The organism is Leucobacter albus, assembly GCF_039528015.1.
GTDB lineage: Bacteria > Actinomycetota > Actinomycetes > Actinomycetales > Microbacteriaceae > Leucobacter > Leucobacter albus.
The window spans coordinates 345,723-366,439 of sequence record NZ_BAAAKZ010000002.1 but is presented as its reverse complement, the minus strand read 5'-3'; the positions used below and the strand labels follow the sequence as shown (position 1 = coordinate 366,439).

Annotated in this window: 17 protein-coding genes; 5 read left to right on the top strand and 12 right to left on the bottom strand. The window is 69.6% G+C overall.

The features are described 5' to 3' along the window. Nucleotides 1-27 precede the first annotated feature (27 nt). From ABD115_RS03275 to ABD115_RS03255, 5 genes are all read right to left on the bottom strand, one after another. Complete coding sequence (locus tag ABD115_RS03275) at nt 28-924, bottom strand: diacylglycerol/lipid kinase family protein (RefSeq protein WP_343958165.1); 897 nt, start codon at nt 922-924, stop codon at nt 28-30. Between the two features lie 27 nt (nt 925-951). Continuing rightward, entirely contained in the window at nt 952-1,905 is a 954-nt protein-coding gene (locus tag ABD115_RS03270; protein WP_343958163.1) for an NUDIX hydrolase, read from the bottom strand. 5 nt (nt 1,906-1,910) lie between these two features. Continuing rightward, nucleotides 1,911-4,034: an RNA degradosome polyphosphate kinase gene (locus ABD115_RS03265; RefSeq protein ID WP_343958161.1), complete on the bottom strand. Its 2,124-nt coding sequence runs from the start codon at nt 4,032-4,034 to the stop codon at nt 1,911-1,913. Between the two features lie 4 nt (nt 4,035-4,038). Continuing rightward, on the bottom strand, nt 4,039-5,109 hold the full coding sequence (mshD, locus tag ABD115_RS03260; protein ID WP_343958159.1) for a mycothiol synthase: 1,071 nt from the start codon (nt 5,107-5,109) through the stop codon (nt 4,039-4,041). A gap of 116 nt (nt 5,110-5,225) precedes the next feature. Beyond that, nucleotides 5,226-6,023: a winged helix-turn-helix domain-containing protein gene (locus tag ABD115_RS03255; protein WP_343958157.1), complete on the bottom strand. Its 798-nt coding sequence runs from the start codon at nt 6,021-6,023 to the stop codon at nt 5,226-5,228. Between the two features lie 75 nt (nt 6,024-6,098). Between ABD115_RS03255 and ABD115_RS03250 the strand changes: the two genes are divergently transcribed. The 3 genes from ABD115_RS03250 to ABD115_RS03240 all read left to right on the top strand — a co-directional run bounded on the left by ABD115_RS03250 (nt 6,099) and on the right by ABD115_RS03240 (nt 8,432). Then, nucleotides 6,099-6,386: a hypothetical protein gene (locus tag ABD115_RS03250; protein ID WP_343958155.1), complete on the top strand. Its 288-nt coding sequence runs from the start codon at nt 6,099-6,101 to the stop codon at nt 6,384-6,386. A gap of 152 nt (nt 6,387-6,538) precedes the next feature. Continuing rightward, on the top strand, nt 6,539-7,651 hold the full coding sequence (gene ygfZ / locus ABD115_RS03245) for a CAF17-like 4Fe-4S cluster assembly/insertion protein YgfZ (RefSeq protein WP_343958153.1): 1,113 nt from the start codon (nt 6,539-6,541) through the stop codon (nt 7,649-7,651). A 40-nt stretch (nt 7,652-7,691) separates the two neighbouring features. Then, a complete protein-coding gene (locus ABD115_RS03240; protein WP_343958151.1) occupies nt 7,692-8,432 on the top strand; it encodes a phosphoglyceromutase in 741 nt (246 codons plus the stop codon). 78 nt (nt 8,433-8,510) lie between these two features. Here ABD115_RS03240 and ABD115_RS03235 read toward each other — a convergent pair whose 3' ends face one another. Then, the gene (locus ABD115_RS03235; protein ID WP_343958149.1) at nt 8,511-8,702 is read right to left on the bottom strand and encodes a DUF3073 domain-containing protein; all 192 of its coding nucleotides are present in this window, start codon (nt 8,700-8,702) and stop codon (nt 8,511-8,513) included. A gap of 128 nt (nt 8,703-8,830) precedes the next feature. On the opposite strand from ABD115_RS03235, the gene ABD115_RS03230 reads away from it, so the two are divergent. After that, on the top strand, nt 8,831-9,475 hold the full coding sequence (locus ABD115_RS03230; RefSeq protein ID WP_343958147.1) for a hypothetical protein: 645 nt from the start codon (nt 8,831-8,833) through the stop codon (nt 9,473-9,475). Between the two features lie 139 nt (nt 9,476-9,614). Here ABD115_RS03230 and ABD115_RS03225 read toward each other — a convergent pair whose 3' ends face one another. The 6 genes from ABD115_RS03225 to ABD115_RS03200 form a co-directional block, all read right to left on the bottom strand. Continuing rightward, nucleotides 9,615-10,832, bottom strand: a complete 1,218-nt coding sequence (locus tag ABD115_RS03225) for a glycerate kinase family protein (protein ID WP_343958145.1) — start codon at nt 10,830-10,832, stop codon at nt 9,615-9,617. 104 nt (nt 10,833-10,936) lie between these two features. Further along, a complete protein-coding gene (locus ABD115_RS03220; protein WP_343958143.1) occupies nt 10,937-12,652 on the bottom strand; it encodes an SLC13 family permease in 1,716 nt (571 codons plus the stop codon). Next, complete coding sequence (locus ABD115_RS03215) at nt 12,649-13,308, bottom strand: response regulator transcription factor (protein ID WP_343958141.1); 660 nt, start codon at nt 13,306-13,308, stop codon at nt 12,649-12,651. The genes ABD115_RS03220 and ABD115_RS03215 overlap by 4 nt, the downstream gene beginning before the upstream one ends. Before the next feature lies 1 nt (nt 13,309). Then, nucleotides 13,310-15,196, bottom strand: a complete 1,887-nt coding sequence (locus ABD115_RS03210) for a sensor histidine kinase (protein ID WP_343958139.1) — start codon at nt 15,194-15,196, stop codon at nt 13,310-13,312. Then, entirely contained in the window at nt 15,189-15,491 is a 303-nt protein-coding gene (locus tag ABD115_RS03205; protein ID WP_343958137.1) for a hypothetical protein, read from the bottom strand. The genes ABD115_RS03210 and ABD115_RS03205 overlap by 8 nt, the downstream gene beginning before the upstream one ends. Nucleotides 15,492-15,730: 239 nt before the next feature. Further along, nucleotides 15,731-16,951: a DUF445 domain-containing protein gene (locus ABD115_RS03200; protein ID WP_382389372.1), complete on the bottom strand. Its 1,221-nt coding sequence runs from the start codon at nt 16,949-16,951 to the stop codon at nt 15,731-15,733. Between the two features lie 139 nt (nt 16,952-17,090). Here ABD115_RS03200 and ABD115_RS03195 point away from each other — a divergent pair, with 139 nt between their 5' ends. Next, a complete protein-coding gene (locus tag ABD115_RS03195; protein WP_343958132.1) occupies nt 17,091-20,642 on the top strand; it encodes an efflux RND transporter permease subunit in 3,552 nt (1,183 codons plus the stop codon). Nucleotides 20,643-20,717: the final 75 nt, after the last annotated feature.

Sequence of the window (20,717 nt, the reverse complement as noted above, 5' to 3'; positions counted from 1 at the left end):
TGCGCTCACCAGCTGCGCCCGCCGGCGCTACGCCAGTAGCGTGAGCGCGCCGGGCGCGACCCGCACCTCAAACGGCCCGCTGCCGACGAGCTCGCCGTCTGAGAAGGCGAGCTCGTCGCCAGCCTCGATCTTCACGGCAGGGACCCGGGTGATGGTTACCTCTGGCAGGTGCTCGTGCTTCGCCCTGGCAAGCAGCCCGAGCACGCTGAGCACGCGCAGCTTCGACCCGTGCGACACCTCGACGAGGTCGAGCATGCCGTCGTGCACCGAGGCCGAGGGGGCGAGCGGAATGCCGCCGCCGATCGCGCGCGTGTTCATCACGGTTGCGAGGATGCCCATGAACGAGTGCTCGCGTGCCCCGATCTGCACGACGAAGCGCCGCGACTTCAGCACCGCGAGCTCGGCGAGCAGCGCGAGGTGGTAGCGCAGCGGGCCAAGCGGCAGCCTGATCGCGTTCGCGCGCCGGTTGATCGCCGCGTCGAGCCCGATCGAGAGGCCGCCGGCAAACCAGTGCGGGTCGTGGCCCGGGCGCTCGACGACCCCGAGATCGACCGACAGCGGTGCCCCCTCGGAGCCGAGCAGCCTGGCGACCGCGGCCGCGGGGGAACGCGGCAGACCAAACTGACGGGCGAAATCGTTGCCGCTGCCGGCCGGCACCACGCCGATCGGTAGCGCCCGCGCCTCGGCGACCTGCAGCACGAGCCCGATCAACCCGTCGCCGCCGACGAGCACGATCCCGCGCAGGCCGCGCTTGCACGCCGCGCGCACCCGTGCCTGGCAGTCGGCCGCATCGACCCCGGTGATCTCGACCGCGTCGACGCCCGCCGCCTGAAACGAAGCGAGCACCACGCGGGCGACCCGTGCCCCGCGGCCGAGCGCCGAGCTCGGGTTCACGACCACACCGTATGGCGCATCATCGCGCATTGGCACCCCTTGACTGACGAGCCCGCACTAGTGTTTGAGCGGATACGACTCAACGCCGAGAATACCGGCGCCGGGCCGGGAACGCGAAAAGTGGAAGACCGAGAACCCGGCTGGTGGCAGCGCCGCCGCGTCGGCGATGTACTCGCCCGGCAGGCTCCCGCTCGCGAGCATGAGCTCGCGCGCGAGGTCGCCGAGCACGGGGAGGTGGCTGCAGACCACCGCCGATCGCCCGCGCGTCACGATCTTGCCGACGAGCCTGCGGGTCAGCGTGAGATCGCCCTCCTCCCAGAAATCCTGGCTCAGGCACTCGTGCTCGCGCACCTCGCGCTTCGTGCGCTCGGCGAGCGGCGCGACGGTCTGCAGACAGCGCGTCGCGGTCGACGAGTAGATGCGGCGCGGCGCGAAGCTGCGCAGAATCGGCACGAGCGTCGCCGCCTGCCGCTCGCCGGTCTCGGTGAGCGGGCGCAGGTGGTCGACCGGCTGCGCCTCGTCGCGCGGCGCGGCCTTCGCGTGCCTGAGCAGCGTGACCGAAAACGTATCGAGCAGGCCGGGGCCAGCGAGCCGCATGAAGACGTCGAAGAGCTCGCGATCCGCCTCGTAACTCAGCAGATCGCGCGCGGCGGCGGCAGGCACCCACTCGAGCGCCTGCACCTCGGAGTTCGGCTTGAACGTCGACGCGAGCGCCGCCTTCGGGGTCACCTCGGCCGCCCAGTACTGCACGATCTTCGCGTTGCCGCCCGGCATCTCGTAGTGGATCGTGCCGAGCGTCGCGCCAAGCGTCAGCCTGAGCCCCGTCTCCTCGCGCGTCTCGCGCACGGCGGCCTGAGGCATGCTCTCGCCCGGGTCGAGCTTGCCCTTCGGAAACGACACGTCGCGCTGCTTGCGGCGGTGAATGAGCAGCACCATGAGCTCCTCGTCGCCCGACGGGGTGCGCACGCGCCGCCACGGGATCGTGCCCGCGGCAAAGACCTGCTTCGCCACAGCCGCTACCTGGCTCGCCTCGCCTGGGTGCGGTCGATCATCACCAGATCCTGCAGATCGGGGAGCGGCTCGCCCTCCTCGCTGACGACACGGCGCTGCCAGGTGCCGTCGGCAAGCATGCGCCACGACGACACCTCGTCGCTGAACGCGAAGCCGAAGAACCTGTCGATGCGCGCGAGGTGGTCGCGCTCGACGATGCTCACGAGCACCTCGATGCGGCGGTCGAGGTTTCGGTGCATGAGGTCGGCGCTGCCGATGAAGACGTCGCGCTCGCCGCCGTTTTCGAACCAGTAGATGCGCGAGTGCTCGAGGTAGCGCCCGAGCACCGAGCGCACACGAATGTTCTCGGAGAGCCCGGGCACGCCCGCGCGAATCGAGCAGATGCCGCGCACCCACACGTCAACCGGCACGCCGGCCTGGCTCGCGCGGTAGAGGGCGTCGATGATGGCCTCGTCGACCATCGAGTTCGCCTTCAACCTGATGCCGCTCGGCAGCCCTGCGCGCGCGTTCTCGGCCTCGCGCTCGATGCGCTCGAGCAGGCCGGAGCGCAGCTGCAGGGGAGCAACGAGCAGCCTGTCGTAGTCGGTCTCGATCGCGTAGCCCGACAGCACGTTAAACAGCTTCGTCGCATCGCGGCCGATGTCTGGCGAGGTCGTGAACAGCCCGAAGTCTTCGTAGATGCGGCTCGTCTTCGGGTTGTAGTTGCCGGTGCCAATGTGGCAGTAGTGCCTGAGCCTGCCGCCCTCTTCGCGAATCACCTGCACGAGCTTGCAGTGGGTCTTCAGCCCCACGATGCCGTAGACGACGTGCACGCCGGCCTGCTCGAGCTTACGCGCCCACGTGATGTTCGCCTCTTCGTCGAACCGGGCCTTCACCTCGACGAGCGCGAGCACCTGCTTGCCGGCCTCGGCAGCCTTGATGAGGGCCGCGACGATGGGGCTGTCACCCGAGGTGCGATACAGCGTCTGCTTGATCGCGAGCACGTCGGGGTCGGTCGCGGCCTGCTCGATGAACGCCTGCACGCTCGTCGCGAACGACTCGTACGGGTGGTGCACGAGCACCTCGCGGCGCGCGATCGCGGCAAACATGTCTGGTTTGTCGCTCGGCGAGCTCGTGCGGAACGCGGGGTGCGTGACCGGAATATGGGGCTGAAACTTTAGGTCTGGCCGGCGCAGGCCCGAGAGCGCGAACAGCCCGGAAAGATCGAGCGGGGCCGGCAGCGTGTAGACCTGCTCCTCATCGATGTCGAACTCGCGCACGAGCAGCTCAAGCGTCGCCTCGTCGAGATCATCAGAAATCTCGAGGCGAATCGGCGGGCCGAAGCGCCGCCGCAGCAGCTCCTTCTCGAGCGCCTGAATGAGGTTCTCAGTCTCGTCTTCCTCGATCTCGACATCTTCGTTGCGCGTGACGCGGAAGACGTGATCGTCGATCACCTGCATGCCGGGGAAGAGGCCGTCGAGCTGGTTGGCTATGAGCTCCTCGAGCGCGATGAAGCGCACGTTGTCGTCGCTCTCACGCCGATCCACCCGCACGTAGCGCGGAATCATCTGCGGCACCTTCAACCGCGCGAACTCGACCTTGTCGGTGTTCGGGTTGTGCACCCTGATCGACAGGTTCAGCGCGCGGCCCGAGATGTACGGGAACGGGTGGGCAGGGTCGACGGCGAGCGGCATGAGCACCGGGTAGATGCGCTGCTCGTAGTAGTCGGTGAGAATCTCGCGGTCGGCGTCGTCGAGCGCCTCCCACTCGACGATGTGCACGCCCGCGTCTGCGAGCTGCGGCTTCACCTGCTCGGCGAAGCAGCGCGCGTGGCGCAGCTGCAGCTCGGAGGCAATCCGGTTGATCTCAGCGAGCACGTCGGTGGGCGCGGTGCCAACGTTCGTCGGCACGGCGAGTCCGGTGAGAATGCGGCGCTTGAGCCCCGCGACGCGCACCATGAAGAACTCGTCGAGGTTCGTCGCGAAGATCGCGAGAAAGTTCGCGCGCTCGAGCAGCGGCACGGTCTCGTCTTCCGCGAGCTCGAGCACGCGCTGGTTGAACGCGAGCCAGCTGAGCTCGCGGTCAATGTAGCGATCGGCGGGCAGCACCCCGTCATCGATGAGTGGAATCTCGCGGGTCTCTTCGCTCATGGCTCTATTCTGACACCTGTGGGCCGCGCCACTGCGTGCTTCGTGAATCAATGGTGAACCCGGCAGCCTCGTACATGCGCACGGCGCGCTCGTTCTCGCCGTCAACATACAGCGTGACACGGCTCGGGTGGTGCTGCGCCATGCGGGCGAGCGTCACGTCGAGCAGGGCCCTGCCGAGGCCCTGGCCCGCGAACCCTGGCACGATGCCGATGGCGTAGAGCTCCGTTTCGACATGTTCACCCTCGCGCACCGTTTTCACCCAGGTGAAGCCCGCGAGGGCGGCGGGGGCCGGCGCGGCGAGCAGAAACAGGTCAGCCGGGTTAAACCACGGCTCCGCGCGCATGAGCGCGAAGTCTTCGAGCGTCACTTTCCCCTGTTCGGGGTGCGAGGCGAAGGCCGCGGCGTTCGCGGCCACCCAGGCGCGCGCGTCGGCGGGGTCAGAATCGGTGGGGTGCGCGTCGGCGGGGTGCGGATCGGCGGGGCGATGACCCTCGCCGCCAGCTCGGCCGCCAGGGCCGTCCACGCGATCCGCCCCGAACGTGCGCAGCGCGAAGCCCGCTGGGAGAGCGACAGCGAGCGGATCCACCCCGCCGCCGGGGAGCAGCGCCGGGTCGAGCGCCATGCGATACAGCGACCGCACGGGAACGAAGCCCGCGCCGCGCAACAGCGCGCTCGCCGCGGGGTTCTCGCCGTGCGCCCAGGCGAGCAGCCCAGTTGCCGGCGTGCTTGTCTGGCTCGCGGCCTGGTCGCCCGCCGGCTCGCCTGCGCCACCGGGTGCGGCGCCGGGCCGCGCCAGGAGCTCGCGCAGCGCCCGGGTGCCGATGCCGCGGCCGCGGGCGGGCGGATCAACGACGAGATCGAGCTCGCCCTGCCCGAGAATGCCGACCGCGACGACCCCCGCCTGTTCGCCTGCGGCCTCGTCGCTCGCGAACAGCAAGAGCTCGCGCTGGCCCTGGGCGACTGCGAGCAGCGCCTGATCCGACACCGGCGACGACCCGTCGGCGCGCTCCGCCCGTTCGATGAGTGGCCGCGCGAGCTCCGCCGACCCAGCCACCGTCACCCAGTTCTTCGCCATGTCGCGCTCCTTCGTTCGCCTTGTCTGCCCTGTTCGCCCGTGCGGCTGTGCCCGCGTTGCCCGTGCGGCTGTGCCCGCGTCGCCCGCGTGCGGCACGCCCCCACCCGCGGTGCCAGCTACGCCTCGTAGCCCTGCTGGCCGCGCTGCTCCGGCCGGCCGCGCGCGAAGCCGTACCCGACCCCGCGCACCGTGCTGATGAGCCACTCGTGTTCTCCCAGCTTCGCGCGCAACCGCCGCACGTGCACGTCGACCGTGCGCGCGCCGCCGAAATAGTCCATGCCCCACACCTCGCTGAGCAGTTGGTCACGGGTGAATACCCGGGCCGGGTGCAGGGCGAGAAAATGCAGCAGCTCGAACTCCTTGTAGGTGAGGTCGAGCGTGCGCCCGTGCACGGTCGCGACGAAGTTTGACTCGTCGATCTCGACGCCCGCGGTTTCAATGGCGGTTGTCTGGGCAGTTTCGTCTGCGGCGTCGTCGCCTGAAGCTGGGAGCAGTCGCAGCCGGGCCTCGATCTCAGCTGGGCTCGCGTCGGGGGTGAGAAAGTCTGCGACGCCCCAGTCGTGGGTGAGCGCCGCGAGGGCGGCGTCGTGCAGCAGGGCGATGCGGGGCAGCCGCGTTCGCCCGGCGAGCGCGATGGCAGCCTGGCGTGCCGCGCGCGGATCGGCGGTGCCGTCGAGCAGGATCGCGGCGACGCGGTGCGGGGTTCGCTCGTACGCGAGCGCGGCCTGCAGCGGGGTTGCGAGGTTCGCGACGGCAACGGTGTGCGGCAGAATCTCGAGCGAGGGGAGCGGGCCGCCGCGATCGGACCCCGCGCGAGCCTCGGAGTGCGTCGGGGTGTGCACCGGAGTATGCCGCGCGTTGTGCGCCGGCGTCTGCGGCGCGGTTTCGACCGCGGTGAGCAGGAGCAGTTCCATGACTGACCTCCCAGATTTCCCGTAGGGAATCATCCTACTCGGCCGCGCGCGTCGGCAGTGTGGGAAGATGTGGGAATGAGTGCAAGCGAAACGACCGAGGCCGCGAAGGTTTCGTGGCATCTGCCGCGTCTCATCATCGCGTGGGCGGTCGCGGCGGTGTTCGGCACCCTCGTGACGCTGTTCGTACACGAGTCGCGGTTTCAGTGGCTCGCGCTCGCCGTCGGGGTGTCCACGCTCGTGACGTTCGCGCTGCAGCTCGGCACCGCGCAGCGCGAGGGCTTCATCAGCAGGCTCGCGTTCAGCATCTCGGGTTCGGTCGTGATTATCGCCTTCATCGACGTGGTTGGCACGCTCATCAACTAGCGGGCCCGCAGTCTTGCTAGACTGGGCTCATGCTTATGGCGCTTGAACTCTTCTTCCTCGGCCTGCTCGGCCTCGCGGGTGTCGCGATCGCTTGGGTCTCTGGCACGGTTATTTACAACCTCTTCAAGGGTCAGCGCTAGGCGCTCACTCCCATGACGAGCCCGTTCCTCTCTCTTCCTGGGGCGGTCGGTGAGCCTGTTGCGCTCCATTACGGCTCGCCCGTGATTGAGCAGCGCGCGCTCGACGCGGGCAACGCGATCGTCGATCTGTCGCACCGCGGCATCATCACGGTCGCGGGAGCAGACCGGCTGAGCTGGCTGAACTCGATGACGAGTCAGCAGCTGCTCGGACTTGCGCCGGGTGTCGCGACCGAGACGCTGCTGCTCGACCCGAACGGGCGCATCGAGCACGCGATCCGCGTCGTCGACGACGGCGAGACCACCTGGCTGCTCGTTGACGAGGGGTCGGCTGAGCCCCTCGCCGCGTTCTTACTGCGGATGCGCTTCGCGCTGCGGGTCGAGGTTACCGACGTGTCGGCAGACTACGCGGCCGTGCTTGCATTCGAGGGCGGATCGGCGGCTGCCGCACTCCGCGCCCTCTCTCCCGCTATCGAGTGGGCCGACCCCTGGGCCGAGGTTACCCGCGGCGGCACCCAGTATGCCAACGGCGAGCACGCCGGGGCGGGCTGGAGTGCGGTGCAGTTCGTGTTCGCGCGTGCCGGCCTTGCCGAGGTGTCGCTTGCGGCCCCGGCCGCGGGGCTCATGGCACTCGATGCGCTCGAGATTCGCGCCTGGCGGCCGTCGCGGGTCGGCGACGTCGATGAGCGCGCCATTCCGCACGAGTTCGACTGGCTCCGCAGCGCGGTGCACCTCACGAAGGGCTGCTACCGCGGGCAAGAGACGATCGCAAAGGTGCACAACCTCGGGCACCCGCCGCGGCGGCTCGTGCTGCTGCACCTCGACGGCTCAGAGGGCGAGCTGCCAGTTGCCGGCGCGCTCGTGTTCAAGGAGGGGGAGGGCGCTGACCCCGAAGCGCGCCCAGTCGGGCGCATCACCCGCGCAGCGCTGCACCACGAGTGGGGCGCGATCGCGCTCGCGCTGCTCAAGCGCTCGGTGCCCGGCGATCTCACACTTGCCGTGCGCGCGGGCGCCGAGGCAGGCGACCCGGCCGCCCCCGTCGAGGGCGTTATCGCGGCGGCGCAGGAAATGATCGTGCCGACCGATGCCGGGGCGACGCGCACCATTCCGAAGCTCAAGCGGCTGTAGTTTTCAACGCGCGCCTGGCGAACCTCGCTAAGCTGGAAGCATGACCAACACGTTGATCCTGCTCCGTCACGGCCAGAGCGAATGGAACGAAAAGAACCTGTTCACCGGATGGGTCGATGTTCGACTCACTGAGCGCGGGCGGGGCGAAGCGGCTGCCGCGGGCGCGCTGCTCGCCGAGTCGGGGCTGCTCCCCGATGTGCTGTTCACGTCGCTTCTGAGCCGCGCGATTCAGACCTCAAACCTCGCGCTCGAAAGCGCCGATCGCATGTGGATTCCCGTCGAGCGCTCGTGGCGCCTGAACGAGCGCCACTACGGTGCGCTGCAGGGCCTCGACAAGGCCGAGACGCTGCAGCAGTACGGCGAGGAGCAGTTCATGGAGTGGCGGCGCTCGTACGACACCCCGCCGCCCGCACTCGACGATTCGAGCGAGTTCTCGCAGGCGAACGACCCTCGCTACGCAAGCATCGACGGCGACGCGCCGCGCACCGAGTGCTTGCGCGACGTTGTTGAGCGCCTCGTGCCCTACTGGGAGGGCAGCATCTTGCCAGAGCTGAACTCGGGCAAGACCGTGCTCGTGACAGCGCACGGCAACTCGCTCCGGGCGCTCGTGAAGCACCTCGAGGGCATCTCGGACGCCGACATCGCGGCGCTGAACATTCCCACCGGCATGCCCCTCGTTTACGAGATCAACGAAGACGGCACCCCGACCGGGCCGGGTCGCTACCTCGACCCCGAGGCGGCAGCGGCTGGCGCCGCAGCGGTCGCCGCTCAGGGCAAGTAGCGTACAAGCGAAAAATTCTGGCCGTCTCGGTACCTACTGAGACGGCCAGAACTCTCTGATGCGAGTGTCGGAGACGACCTACCTGTCGTCTTCCTCCGTGTCCTCGTCATCGACGTTGTACTTGTCGGCAAGATCCGCCCAACGCTCTTCGTCAGAGCTATGACCCGAAGCGAGCTCGCGCTCAAGCTCCGAGTAGTTGGTGGCCGGGCTGAAATATTTCAGCTCCCGAGCGACTTTAGTGTGTTTTGCCTTCTGACGGCCGCGCCCCATGCGTGACCCCCTTACACATTTCGGGCCCCGTAGGATGTTCTCCCACGAGGCAGTACTCAATCAACATGGACGTATGGGCATGATCTTAGCACGTTGGGAACCAGGGTTTGCGGCGCTAACATAAGGTCATGACCTCGCAAGCACCGCGCCGCTCGGTAAAGCGCATTGTTCTCATTGGTGTGCTCGTGCTTTCGCTCGTCATTCTTGGCGTGGTTGCAGCGATTGTTGTCCCTATCCTGACGCACGCCAACAGCGGCAGCTCCGGTCAGCGCGTGCCAACGGGCTTTGTCGCGGAGTCAACCGCAACCGGCGCAGACGGCAACACCCGCACGCTCGCGGTCGAAAACCCCGACGGCACACCGGCGAAGCTCGATGCTCTCGTGCCAGGTGATGAGGTCGTCGTGCGCGGCTCTGGCTTCGATGCCGGTCTCGGCATATACGTCGGTTTCTGCGCGATTCCGCCCTCGGCCGACGTGAAGCCGGGGCCCTGTCTCGGGGGCATCCCCGAGGGTGCAGAACAGGGCGAGGCAGCAGCGCAGGAGGCCCTCGCAAGCGCCTGGATCACCGACGACTGGGCATGGAAGGCGTTCGCCACGCAAACCTACGACGACGCGAAGCTCGGGAGTTTCGAGGTCACCCTGACCGTGCCAGAAGCCACGGTCGAGGGGCTCGACTGCACGGTCTCGAAGTGCGCGATTGCGACGAGGTCAGACCACACGGCGATGAAAGACCGCGTGCAAGACATGCTGCTCCCCTTCGCCTACCAAAAGTAGCGCCCCGCCCGGCCCGGCCCGGCCCTGCCCGCCCCGACCCCACCATCTTTCTGCACGTAACAGGTGTTTGTTGGGTGGGTTAGCGCGTGTTTCGTGCAGAAAGTTGTGGGCCTAGAGCCTAGGGCCCAGGGCCCGGGGCCTATGCCGCGAGCGAGAGGGGGGCGCGGGCCGACAGCGCCGAACCGAGCAAGATCATCCGAATGCAGCGCTCGGCCGCGTCGCGCAGCAGCCGCTCGCCCTGCTCCACGGCCTGCTCGAGCTCCATCGGCACGGTGAGAATCGACGCGATCGCGTCGATGCCAATGTCGTGCACGTCGGGCGCGCCCGACCCGAGCGAGCCTGCGATACCGAGCACGGGCACGCCGGCCTGGCGCGAGCGCAGGGCGACCTCTGCCGGAACCTTGCCGCGCGGGGTCTGAAAATCGATCGCACCCTCTGCGGTGATCACGAGATCGGCCTGCGCAATGAGGGTGTCGAGGCAGGCGGGGGCCATACTCGGGTCGAGCAGCACCTTGAACCGAGGCGCAAGCCGCGCCCCGAGCACCGCGGCAAGCCCGGCCCCGAGCCCACCGGAGGCGCCGGTGCCCGGGCCAGTACGCAGATCGAGCTCGGCGGCACCCGGCGACACCCGCCCGAGCAGCGCGGCCCAGTGCTCGAGCCCCGAGGCGAGCTCCTCGACCTGCTCCGGGGTCGCACCCTTCTGCGGCCCGAAGACCCGGGCGACGCCGCGGGGCCCGCAGAGCACGTTGTGCACGTTGCAGGCGAGCACGATCTCGACCTCCCGAGCTCGCGGGTGCAGGCCAGCGAGGTCGAGGCGCGCGGCCCTCGCGAGGTGCCGGCCCCCGTCGGGGAGCTCGGCGCCGTGTTCGTCGAGGATCCGCACCCCGAGCGCAGCGAGCGCCCCCGCGCCCCCGTCGCTCGTGCCCGAATCACCGCACCCCACGATGATGCGCGTCGCGCCGTCGTCGAGCGCAGCCGCGATGAGCTCGCCTACCCCGCGCGTCGACGTCGCGCCCGGGTCGCGGCGATCGCGCGGCACGAGCCTGAGCCCGGCCGCCGCGGCCATCTCAACGACCGCCGTGCCGCTCGCCCGCCCGCCGAGCCTGGCCCAGTGGGCGAGTACCGGCTCGCCGACCGGCCCCGTCACGCGCAGCGGCACGAGCTCGCCGCCCGTGGTGCTGGCGAGCAGCTCGGCGGTGCCCTCGCCGCCGTCTGGCACCGGGTACTCGTCGACCTGCACCCCGGGTATGACGCGGCGAATGCCGGCCGCGATCGCTGAGGCGACGGCGTCGGCGCCGAGGCTCTCCTTGAATCCGCTGGGGGCGACGAGAATGCGCTGGGGAATATGCATGGACATGGTGGGCCTCCGTGAGGGGTCGACGAAGCACCGGGGTGGCCCCGGGAGCTGCGTGTGGTGGGTAGTGAGAGCTGGGCGGCCAGGGGAGTGCCCGGCCGACGCGGTTAGGTGAACGCGGGCAAGCCGAGAAGCGGCCACACCCACAGCGAGAACGCCATGATGAGGGCGAACATGAGCGGGGCGAGCCACCGCGACAGGCTGAGTAGATCTGCGGGGTCGATGCCGGCACCGGCCTCGGCGCTGCTGAACATCGCCACAGGTTTCGCCGAGCTCGGCAGGGTGTGACAGAAGCCGGCGGCCGCGGTCGACGCGAAGGCGGCGGCAGCCGGGTCGACGCCGAGCCCAGGCGCGAGCGCGATGATCACAGGGATCAGCGCGGCCGACCGCGCCGAGCGCGACTGGATGACGAGGTGCGCCGCGAGCGACAGCGCAACCACTAGCACGAGGAACACGAGCCCCGAGCCCTCGCCGAGGCCGCGCACCGGGCCGAGCAGCGTCTCACCGAGCCAGGTTGCCGCGCCCGTTTGCGTGAGCGCGGTGCCGAGCGCGAGCGTCGCCGCGAGAAACAGCATGAGCTGCCACGGCACCCGCTTCACCGCGGTACCGAGCGCGATGCAGCCGAGCCGCGGTGTGGTCGCGGCGATCGCCCCGAGCAGCGCGACGAGCGCGGGCGAGAGGCCGTGCAGCGGCTCGGAGCACCACAGCGCGACGACCACGGCGAGCAGCGTGAGCGCGCGGCGCTCGACCCCGGTGAGGGGTCCCTGCACGGGAGTCTCGGCGTCGCGCGCGAGATCTGCGAGCGTGACGCGCACGGGCGTGCGGCGCTCCGCCCGGTCTGTGAACCGCAGCAGCACGAGCTCGCACGCGAGGTGCGACGACACCACGGCGAGCGGCAGCCCGAGCACGAGCCAGCGCAGAAAGCCGATGCCCTCGCCCGTCGCCTGGGCGAGCAGCTGGCTCGTGATGAGGTGCGCCCCGGCCCCGAGCAGTGACCCAACGGCCGACAGCAGAATCACGGTCGGGAAGATGAGCGCGAGCGCGCGCAGCAGCCTCTGCCGCCCGGGCAGCGCCGAGGCGAGCGCGGCATACACGGGCAGCGAGAGCGCCGCGCGGCCGCTCGTCGCGGGGATAGCGAACGCCGAGACGATGAGCGCGGCCGTGCTCGCGTGGGCGAGCGCTCGCGGGGTGCGCGCACGGGTGACGAGCTGCGCCGCCCCGCGCAGCGCGAGGCCAGAGGCCGCGACGCCCGCGGCAAGAATGCACGCGCAGATGAGCAGCCAGATCGTCTCATCTCCGAGGCTCGCGAAGAAGGTTTCGGCCGGGAGCGCCCCGACGAGAATCAGCGCGACGGCCGCGAGGAAGGCGACCAGGGTGTCGTCGAGCGGGGTGAACACCCACGCCCAAACGGCAGCGAGAAACACGGCGATCGTGGCCGCGGCTGGGAGCGCGAGCGCGCCGGTAGTAGCGCTCACCGCAGTACCCGCAGCTGCGAGGCCCGTGCCGGGGTCGGGCCCAGCCCCCGTCGCAGCGCCTGCGGCAGAGTCGCGCAGGGCTGCCGGCGCGATCAGCCAGGCAGCGAACACCACGACGAGCGCCGCCGCGCCCCACCGTCGCAGAGTAGCTGGGCTCGCCTGCGGCGCCGCCAGGCGCTTGTCGCTTCGAACGGCACCGGCACGGGCGCGGGCGACGGCACCGGCACTGGCCCGGGGCGCGACCCGCGGCGGCACGGTCGCGTAGCGCACGGTGCCCGGCTCGGCCGCCGTGGCCTGCCGCTCGGCCGCCGTGGCCGGCAGCCCTGCTGAGGTTTCTGTCGCACTCATCGCAGCCGGTACCCCGCCCCGCGCACCGTCTCGATGCGCTCCGGGCCGATCTTCGCGCGCAGCGCCCGCACGTACACGTCGACGACGTTCGACGCCGGGTCAAAATCCATGCCCCAGACGTGCCCGATGAGCTGGTCGCGCGAGAGCACCTGCCCCGCGTGCTGCAGCAGCACCTCGAGCAGGTCAAACTCGCGCGCGGTGAGGTCGGCCGCCTCCTCCCCGACGGTCACCCTGCGGGCGCGCACGTCGAGCGTAAGGTCGCCGTGACTGAGCACGGGGCCGGCCTGGCGCTGGTCGCCGTCGCCGATGCGGATCCGCACCCGCGCGAGCAGCTCCGCGAACTGGAAGGGTTTCGTGACGTAGTCGTTCGCGCCGCCCTCGAGGCCGCGCACCGTGTCGATCACCGAATCGCGCGCCGTGAGCACGATCACCGGCACCGTGACGCCCTCGCCTCGCAGCTGGCTGAGCACCGTGAACCCGTCAATGCCGGGCAGGCCGATGTCGAGCAGCACGAGGTCGAAGGAGCCTGAGCGGGCGAGTATCAGGGCCGTCTCGCCGTCGGCCGCGGCGGTGGTGTCGTAGCCGGCGGTGCGCAGCCCGCGCGCCACGAACGAGGTGATGTGCGGGTCGTCTTCCGCGATGAGAATGTGGCGCATGTTACGACTCCTGGTGTGAGGGGGCTGGTGGTGCGGGGGCCTGCCGCGAAGTCGGTGACGGATCGGCGGCGGCCCGCTGCGTTTCGGCTGCGCTGGCGAGCTCGGGTGCTGGCAGGTCCATTCCAAACGTCGCGCCCTCGCCGAGGGTGCTCTCCACCCAGGCCGAACCGCCGTGGCCGTCGGTGATGGCCCGCACGATCGCGAGGCCGAGCCCCGAGCCGTGCCGCGGGGAGGAGCCTGCGGTGTCGCTGCGGGCGGTGTCGCTGCGGGCGGAGTCGCTGGTGGCCCCGGGTGCGGCGCTGGCAACGACATGGCCGCCGTGGCTGACGTGGCCGCCGTGCACGAACCGCTCGAAGATGCGCGTTGCTGCCTGCTCGGAGACGCCGGGCCCCTCGTCGGCGACCCAGACGTTGAGGCGGCGCTCGGCTCCGTGCCCGTCGAAGCGCGACCCAATGCGAATGCGGTCGCCAGCGTCGGTCACCTGCACCGCGTTCGCCGCCAGCTGCAGTACGGCCTGCGTCACGCGCTGCGCGTCGACCTCGGCCTCGCCTTCGGCGACCTCCATCAGCTGCCACCGGCGATCGCCGAGGGCCTGCGCCTTCGCCTCGATATCGAGCGTCAACGCCGCGATGTCGTGGGCGGCGAGGCGCACGAAGTCGTGCTGCTGGGCGCGGGCGAGCACGAGCAGGTCTGAGACGATGCGGCTCATTCTGGCGAGCTCGTCGCTCACCAGCCGCAGCGTCGCGCGGCGCTCCTCGGGGTCTTCGCTCAACAGCTCGAGGTGGCCGCGCACGATAGTGATCGGAGTGCGCAGCTCGTGGCCCGCGTCGTCGACGAAGCGCTGCTGAGTGCGGTGCGCCTCCTCGAGCCGGTCGAGCATCTCGTTGAACGTCGCCGCGACCTGCGCGATGTCGTCGCTGCCCTCGACGGGCACGCGGGCGGTGAGATCGTGCTCCGTGATATCGCGGGCCACCCGGTAGACCTCGCGCACCGGGGCGAGGATCTGCCCGGCGACGAGCCAGGCGACGCCCGAGCAGAGCAGCAGCCCGGCCGCCGCGACCCAGGCGAGGGTGCCCACTGCGCGGTCGACCGCCTGCCGGTCGGCAGCGGTGAAGTGGGCGATGAGCAGCGCGCCCTCGTGCTCGCCGACGAGGAAGTCGACTCGGCCCCAGCGCACCGGCTCGCCGTCGCTGAGCTCTCCTGTGCCGGAGCGCCGCTCCGGGTCGGTCATGGTCTTGAGCATCGCGGCGTCGGCTCCGGGGGTGGGGCTTGGTGTGGGTGCGGGCGTCGTGCCTGCGTCGCCGGTGCCGGTGCCGGTGCCGCTGCCGCTGCCAGTTGACCCGGTGCCGGTTGCGCCGGTGCCGGTGGTGCCGGTCGACCCGGTGCCTCGCCCCGGCACGCCCGACAGCGTTCCGACGGGAGCGCCCTCGACGAGCCCGACGATGAGCTCGCCGTCGCTCACCGACTGGCGCGAAAGATAGACCTCGAGCAGCCGCTGGGGCGTCGCGAACGGCTTCGTCGTCTCGGGGTCGACGCCCTCGGTGACGAACCTGGTGAACTCCTCCGCCTCCTGCGTGATCTGCGCGTTGGCCTCAACCTCGACGGTCGCGAGCGACAGGCTGCGGCCGATGAGGGCGATCGCGCAGAGGGTAAACAGCGTGCTCAGCACGATCCACACGGTGATGCGCCACCTCGCCGGAAGCGTGCGGGTGCGCATAGTGCGCAGCCGCGACGGGGCGTGCGGCCCCTCGGGCGCGGGCTCCGGCGCTGACCCGGGTGTCGGTGCTGCCGGTACTGCCCCGGATGCCGCCGGCGCGGCAGCCGCACTGTTCTCAGGGATCGGCTCGAGCACCGTCGTCGGGAGCAGCTCGGTTGGCGTGTTAGTCATCGTCGCCCCAGTCGTCTGCGTCGTCGTCCCAGTCGTCGCCGGTCGGCGCAGGTGCGGGCGCGGGAGCAGGCGCAGGCGCAGGCGCAGGTGCCGGTGCTGGTGCCGGTGCGGGGGGCGGTGCCGGTGCCTCGGGCTTGGGCTTGGGCTGCTCGGGCGGGGGCGCGGGGGCAACGATGGGGCCGGCTGGCAGCTCGGGGGCGCCGGGGGCCTGAATCACTGCGAGGCTTCCGAGCGCGATCGCGGCGGGAACCGCGATGAGGGCCCCGGGGAGCAAGAAGCGGCGTGCGAAGGTCATGGAATAATCGTGCCCGATCATTGTGAAGCGCAGATGAGGCTCAGATGAGAGAACCTTCATCTCCGGCATCCGGGCCCGCTGATCCGCCCCGCGCCTCGCCGATCCACCCCCGCCCACTGAACTTTCTGCACGAAACAGGTATTTAGCGCGCCGCTATTTGCGCCTTTCCCGCAGAAAGTTGCCGCACCGGGCGCGCCCCGCACAGGGCGCGCCCCGCACCGCGTGGGCCGGTGGCCCGCCTAGCGGCCCGCGAGCGGCGCGATCACGAGCTCAGCGATCGTGAAGATCGTGAGCCCAGCGAGCGAGCCGATGACGGTGCCGTTGATGCGAATGAACTGCAGATCCTTGCCGACCTGCAGCTCGATCTTTTCCGCGGCCTCCTTCGCGTCCCAGCGCTGCACCGTGTCTGAGACGACCTGCGCGAGGTCGTGTCGGTAGGTGCGCACGAGGTACTCGACGACCTTCATCACCCACACGTCGATCTTGTACTGCAGCGTCGCGTCGCCCTCGAGTTTTCGGCCAAAGTCGGCGACGGCGGCGGTGATGCGCCCGCGCAGTTCGCTCTGCGGGTCTTCGAGCATCTCGACGATCGCGGCGCGGGCGGTCTGCCAGGTGCTCGCGGCGAGGGTGCGGATCCGCGGGCTGTCGAACACCTCGCGTTTGAACGATTCGAGCTGGGCCTGCAGCGCCTCCTGCTCCTGCAGGTCGCGCGCGAGATCGTTCAGAAACTTTGTGATGGCGTGGCGTGCCGGGTGGTCGCCGTCGGCGGAGACGTTCTGCAGAAACTTCACGGCCTCGGCGTGCAGCCGCTGATCGACAAACTTCTCGACGATGCTCGGCATCCACTGCGGCAGGCGTGACGAAATCACCCTGTCGAAGGCCTGCGGGTGCTGCACGAGCCAGAGCTCGAGCCGGTTTGCCGCGAGATCGACAAGCGACTCGTGGTGACCGCCCGAGATGAACGACTCGGTCGCGCGCCCGAGCAGCGGCCCCCACTCGGGGTCGACGACGTGGCGGCGCACGAGCGACTCGATGAGGTCTTGCACGTCGCGGTCGTCGAGCACGGTGAGGGCACCGAGCCCGATGCCGGCGGCCATGTCGCTGACGCGCTCGGCGTGGCCTGGCTGCCGCAGCCAGGCGCCGGCCATGCGGGCCCCGCTGATCTGGGAGAGCTTGTCGTGTACGACGTCGTCGGCGAGGAAGTTCTCTTCGATGAAGGATCCGAGGCCCTCACCGATCTCATCCTTCTTATTCGCGATGAGGTTCGTGTGGGGAATGGGAACGCCGAGCGGGTGTCTGAACAGCGCGGTGACGGCGAACCAGTCTGCGAGCGCGCCGACCATGCCGCCCTCGCTAGCCGCGCGCACATAGCCGAGCCACGGCACGCGATCTTGCAGCACGAAGGCGATGACGAAGACGACGGCCATGAAGATGAGCAGGCCGACGGCGATGCCCTGCATGCGTCTGAGCGCGTGCAATCTGTCGAAGTCGGCGGGGGTGACGGCTCCGAGCGTACGTCGGCGAATCAGTGGCACCCTTCCATTATGCGACCTTGCGCATTCCGCGACGCTATCAGTCAGCCATGGGATAATTCATCACATGCAATTTCTTACAGTGCTCAGTCTGAAAAACCGGGCACTCATTGCGCTCGTGACCGTCGTCGCGGCCGTCTTCGGCCTCATCGGAATGTCCTCGCTCAAGCAAGAGCTCATGCCCTCCGTGGAGTTCCCGGCGATCGCCGTCATCACGACATACCCTGGGGCATCGCCCGATGTGGTGAACAACGACGTCTCTGGCCCGATCGAGACGGCGCTGCGCGGTGTGCCGAAGCTCGAGAGCACCACTGCGACATCGAGCACCGGCATGTCGGTCGTGCTCGCGCAGTTCACCTACGGCGTCGATATCGCAGCGACCGAGCAGAAGGTCGAGCGGGCGGTCAGCCGCATCTCGCAGATGCTGCCCGAGACAGTCGACTCGCAGGTCGTCGCCGGCAGCGTCGACGACCTCCCCGTGATTCAGATCGCCGTCACCCCGCCGAGCGGCGAAGACCCTGAAGAGACGGCGAAGCTCATCGAGCGCGTCGTCGTGCCCGAAATCGGCGACCTCGACGGCGTGCGCGAGGCACAGCTCTCGGGCGCTCGCGGCGACCGCGTCACAATCGTGCCGAACGCCGACAAGCTCGCGGAGACGGGCATCAGCCAGCAGCGCATCACCGACGCGCTGCAGCAGAGCGGCGTGCTCATCGCCGGCGGTACCGTCGACGACGACACGAACACGCTCGCGGTGCAGCTCGGCTCGGAGCTGAACTCGGCGGAAGACATCGCGGCGATCCCGGTGCCGCTGAGCGCCGACGACTTCATGGCGTACCAGCAGGCCGCGATGGCGCAGCAGCAGGCGGCGCAGGCGCAGCAGGGGCAACAGCCGGGCGGCCAGGCCGGCGCGCAGCAGGGGCAGCAAGGCCAGCTGCCGCAGACCTTGCCGACGCAGCCAGGCGAGCAGCCCGCCCAGCCCGAGGCCCCGACGCTGCCGGGGGTCGTCGCAATCGGCGACCTCGCCGACGTCTCGCTCGAAGCGAACCCGGTCACGAGCATCTCGCGTATTAACGGCGAGCCGGCACTCACCATCGCCGTGACAAAGATGTCGCAGGCAAACACCGTCGAGGTGTCGCACGTCGTGCAAGAGAAGCTCGACGAGCTCTCCGACCAGCTCGGCGGCGTGAAACTCACGGTGATCTTCGACCAGGCACCATACGTCGAGCAGTCGATCGAGTCGCTCACCACCGAGGGCCTGCTCGGGCTGCTGTTCGCGGTGCTCGTGATTCTCGTGTTCTTGATGTCGGTGCGGGCGACGCTCGTGACCGCGATCTCTATTCCGACATCGGTGCTCCTCGCGTTCGTCGGCCTGAACTTCGCCGACTACACGCTGAACATGCTCACGCTCGGTGCGCTTACGATCTCGATCGGCCGCGTCGTCGACGACTCGATCGTGGTCATCGAGAACATCAAGCGGCATCTCGTTGAGGGGGAGGATCGGGGTACCGCGATCCTTCGCGCCGTTCGCGAGGTCGCCGGGGCGATTACGGCCGCGACGATCACGACTGTCGCCGTGTTCCTGCCGATGGCGTTCGTCTCTGGCATGGTCGGCGAGCTGTTCAGGCCGTTCGCGTTCACGGTGACGATTGCGCTCGCCGCATCGCTGCTCGTGTCGCTCACGATCGTGCCGGTGCTCGCGTACTGGTTCTTGAAGCCGGCGCCGCGGGTCGCTGCGGGTGTGGTGGAGGGCGCTGCGGTGGGCGCTGGTGGCGGCGCCGCGGCGCACGCCGGTGGCGCGGAAGCGGATCGCGCGAGCGCCGTCACAGCCAGCGCTGGCTCCGCAGCCGACGCCGAGCATCGCGGCAACTGGCTCGCCCGCGGCTACCGCCCGATCATCGAGTGGACGCTCGGCAAGCCCGGCCTCACCCTGCTGCTGTCGGTGCTCGTGCTCGGCGGCACCGTCGCGGCCTCGCCGCTCATGAAGACCACGTTCATGAGCGAAGACGAGCAGAACTCGGTGGGCCTCACGCAGACCCTCGCGCCCGGCGTGAGCCTCGACGAGCAGCTCGCGCAGGCTGAGCGCGTCGAGGGCGTGCTCGCTGACGTTGCCCAGGTCGAGACGGTGCAGGTAACGATCGGCTCAGCCGACGGCATGATGGCGATGTTCGGCGGTGGCGGCGATGGCGCGATCAACTACTCGCTCACGCTCGACCCCGACGCCGACCAGGCCAAAGCGAAAGACGATATTCGGGCTGCGGTCGCGAAGATCGACGACGCCGGCGAGTTCGCGATCGGGCAAGCCGGCGGCGGCATGTCGATGTCGAGCGCGATCCAGGTGAACGTGACCGCGCCAGACCAGGAGACCCTTGCGGGCGCGAGCGACAAGATCGTCGCCGCGCTGAAGGAGCAGTCGGGTCTCGAGCAGATCGAGAGCGACCTCGCGATGTCGCGGCCGTACGTGCGCGTCACGGTGGATCGCCAGAAGGCAGCCGAGGCAGGCCTCAGTGAGGCGGCCGTCGGCGGCATGACGGCGAAGAGCATGCAGCCGAGCCAGGTCGGTCGCATCACGATCGACGACTCGACGGTGAACGTCTACCTCGATCTCGGCACCGCGCCAGCAGACATCGAGGGTGTGAAGGCGCTCACGCTGCAGACCGGTGTCGGCGAGAAGCGGCTCGACGAGCTCGCGACCGTCGAGGTTGCCGACGGACCTGTGACCGTTCGCACCGAGAACAACGTGCGCATGGTCACGGTTTCGGCGCTACCCAAGGGCGACGACCTCGGGGCGGCCGGCGTGCAGGTGAACGCCGCGCTCGAATCGGTCGAGCTGCCAGTCGGTGCATCCGCGAGCATCGGCGGCGTGATGAGCCAGCAGGAGGAAGCGTTTGAGCAGCTCGGCATCGCGCTGCTCGCGGCTATCCTCATCGTGTACGTGGTGATGGTCGCGACCTTCCGCAGCCTGCTGCAGCCGCTGCTCTTGCTCGTCTCGGTGCCGTTCGCCGCGACCGGTGCGATGCTGCTGCTGATCGCGACCGGCATCCCGCTCGGCGTCGCCTCGCTCATCGGCGTGCTCATGCTCGTCGGCATCGTGGTGACGAACGCGATCGTGCTCATCGACCTCGTGAACCAGTACCGCGAGCGCGGCGATGGGCTGCGCGATGCCGTGCTGCACGGGTCGCTGCAGCGCCTCAGGCCGATCGTTATGACCGCACTCGCGACGATCCTCGCGCTCACCCCGATGGCCCTCGGCATCACCGGCAAGGGCGGCTTCATCTCGCAGCCGCTCGCCGTCGTGGTGATCGGCGGGCTGCTGTCTTCGACCGTGCTCACCCTCGTGGTGCTGCCGACGCTGTACTACCTCGTCGAGCGCAAGCGCGAGGAGTCGCGCGAGCGCCGCAGCGGGCGGCGTGCCGCGCGGGCTGGCGCTGGTGCTGGTGCTGGTGCTGGTGCTGGTGCTGGTGCTGGTGCTGGCGTGACTCTTGCGGGTGCGGGTGCGGGTGCGGGTGCGGGTGCGGGTGCGGTTGCGGGTGCGGGCGAAGGTGCGGGTGCGGTTGCGGGCGCAACTACGCGTGACGCGAGCGCGGAGCGCGCTGGCGACGACGAAGAGCGGAATAGCTAGACCATGGCACAGAAGAAGCGGCGCGGGTTCAAAGCCCCGGCGAACTACGACCCGAATCGCAGCCGGGCCCCGAAG

Bases quoted from the DNA above. Each gene is read 5' to 3' on its own strand.
- ABD115_RS03205 (WP_343958137.1), bottom strand. From the start codon at position 15,491: ATGACCTTCGCACGCCGCTTCTTGCTCCCCGGGGCCCTCATCGCGGTT.
- ABD115_RS03265 (WP_343958161.1), bottom strand. From the start codon at position 4,034: ATGAGCGAAGAGACCCGCGAGATTCCACTCATCGATGACGGGGTGCTG.
- ABD115_RS03275 (WP_343958165.1), bottom strand. From the start codon at position 924: ATGCGCGATGATGCGCCATACGGTGTGGTCGTGAACCCGAGCTCGGCG.
- ABD115_RS03210 (WP_343958139.1), bottom strand. From the start codon at position 15,196: ATGACTAACACGCCAACCGAGCTGCTCCCGACGACGGTGCTCGAGCCG.
- ABD115_RS03195 (WP_343958132.1), top strand. From the start codon at position 17,091: ATGCAATTTCTTACAGTGCTCAGTCTGAAAAACCGGGCACTCATTGCG.
- ABD115_RS03240 (WP_343958151.1), top strand. From the start codon at position 7,692: ATGACCAACACGTTGATCCTGCTCCGTCACGGCCAGAGCGAATGGAAC.
- ABD115_RS03215 (WP_343958141.1), bottom strand. From the start codon at position 13,308: ATGCGCCACATTCTCATCGCGGAAGACGACCCGCACATCACCTCGTTC.
- ABD115_RS03230 (WP_343958147.1), top strand. From the start codon at position 8,831: ATGACCTCGCAAGCACCGCGCCGCTCGGTAAAGCGCATTGTTCTCATT.
- ABD115_RS03255 (WP_343958157.1), bottom strand. From the start codon at position 6,023: ATGGAACTGCTCCTGCTCACCGCGGTCGAAACCGCGCCGCAGACGCCG.
- ABD115_RS03250 (WP_343958155.1), top strand. From the start codon at position 6,099: ATGAGTGCAAGCGAAACGACCGAGGCCGCGAAGGTTTCGTGGCATCTG.
- ABD115_RS03220 (WP_343958143.1), bottom strand. From the start codon at position 12,652: ATGAGTGCGACAGAAACCTCAGCAGGGCTGCCGGCCACGGCGGCCGAG.
- mshD (WP_343958159.1), bottom strand. From the start codon at position 5,109: ATGGCGAAGAACTGGGTGACGGTGGCTGGGTCGGCGGAGCTCGCGCGG.
- ygfZ (WP_343958153.1), top strand. From the start codon at position 6,539: ATGACGAGCCCGTTCCTCTCTCTTCCTGGGGCGGTCGGTGAGCCTGTT.
- ABD115_RS03235 (WP_343958149.1), bottom strand. From the start codon at position 8,702: ATGGGGCGCGGCCGTCAGAAGGCAAAACACACTAAAGTCGCTCGGGAG.
- ABD115_RS03225 (WP_343958145.1), bottom strand. From the start codon at position 10,832: ATGTCCATGCATATTCCCCAGCGCATTCTCGTCGCCCCCAGCGGATTC.
- ABD115_RS03200 (WP_382389372.1), bottom strand. From the start codon at position 16,951: ATGCAGGGCATCGCCGTCGGCCTGCTCATCTTCATGGCCGTCGTCTTC.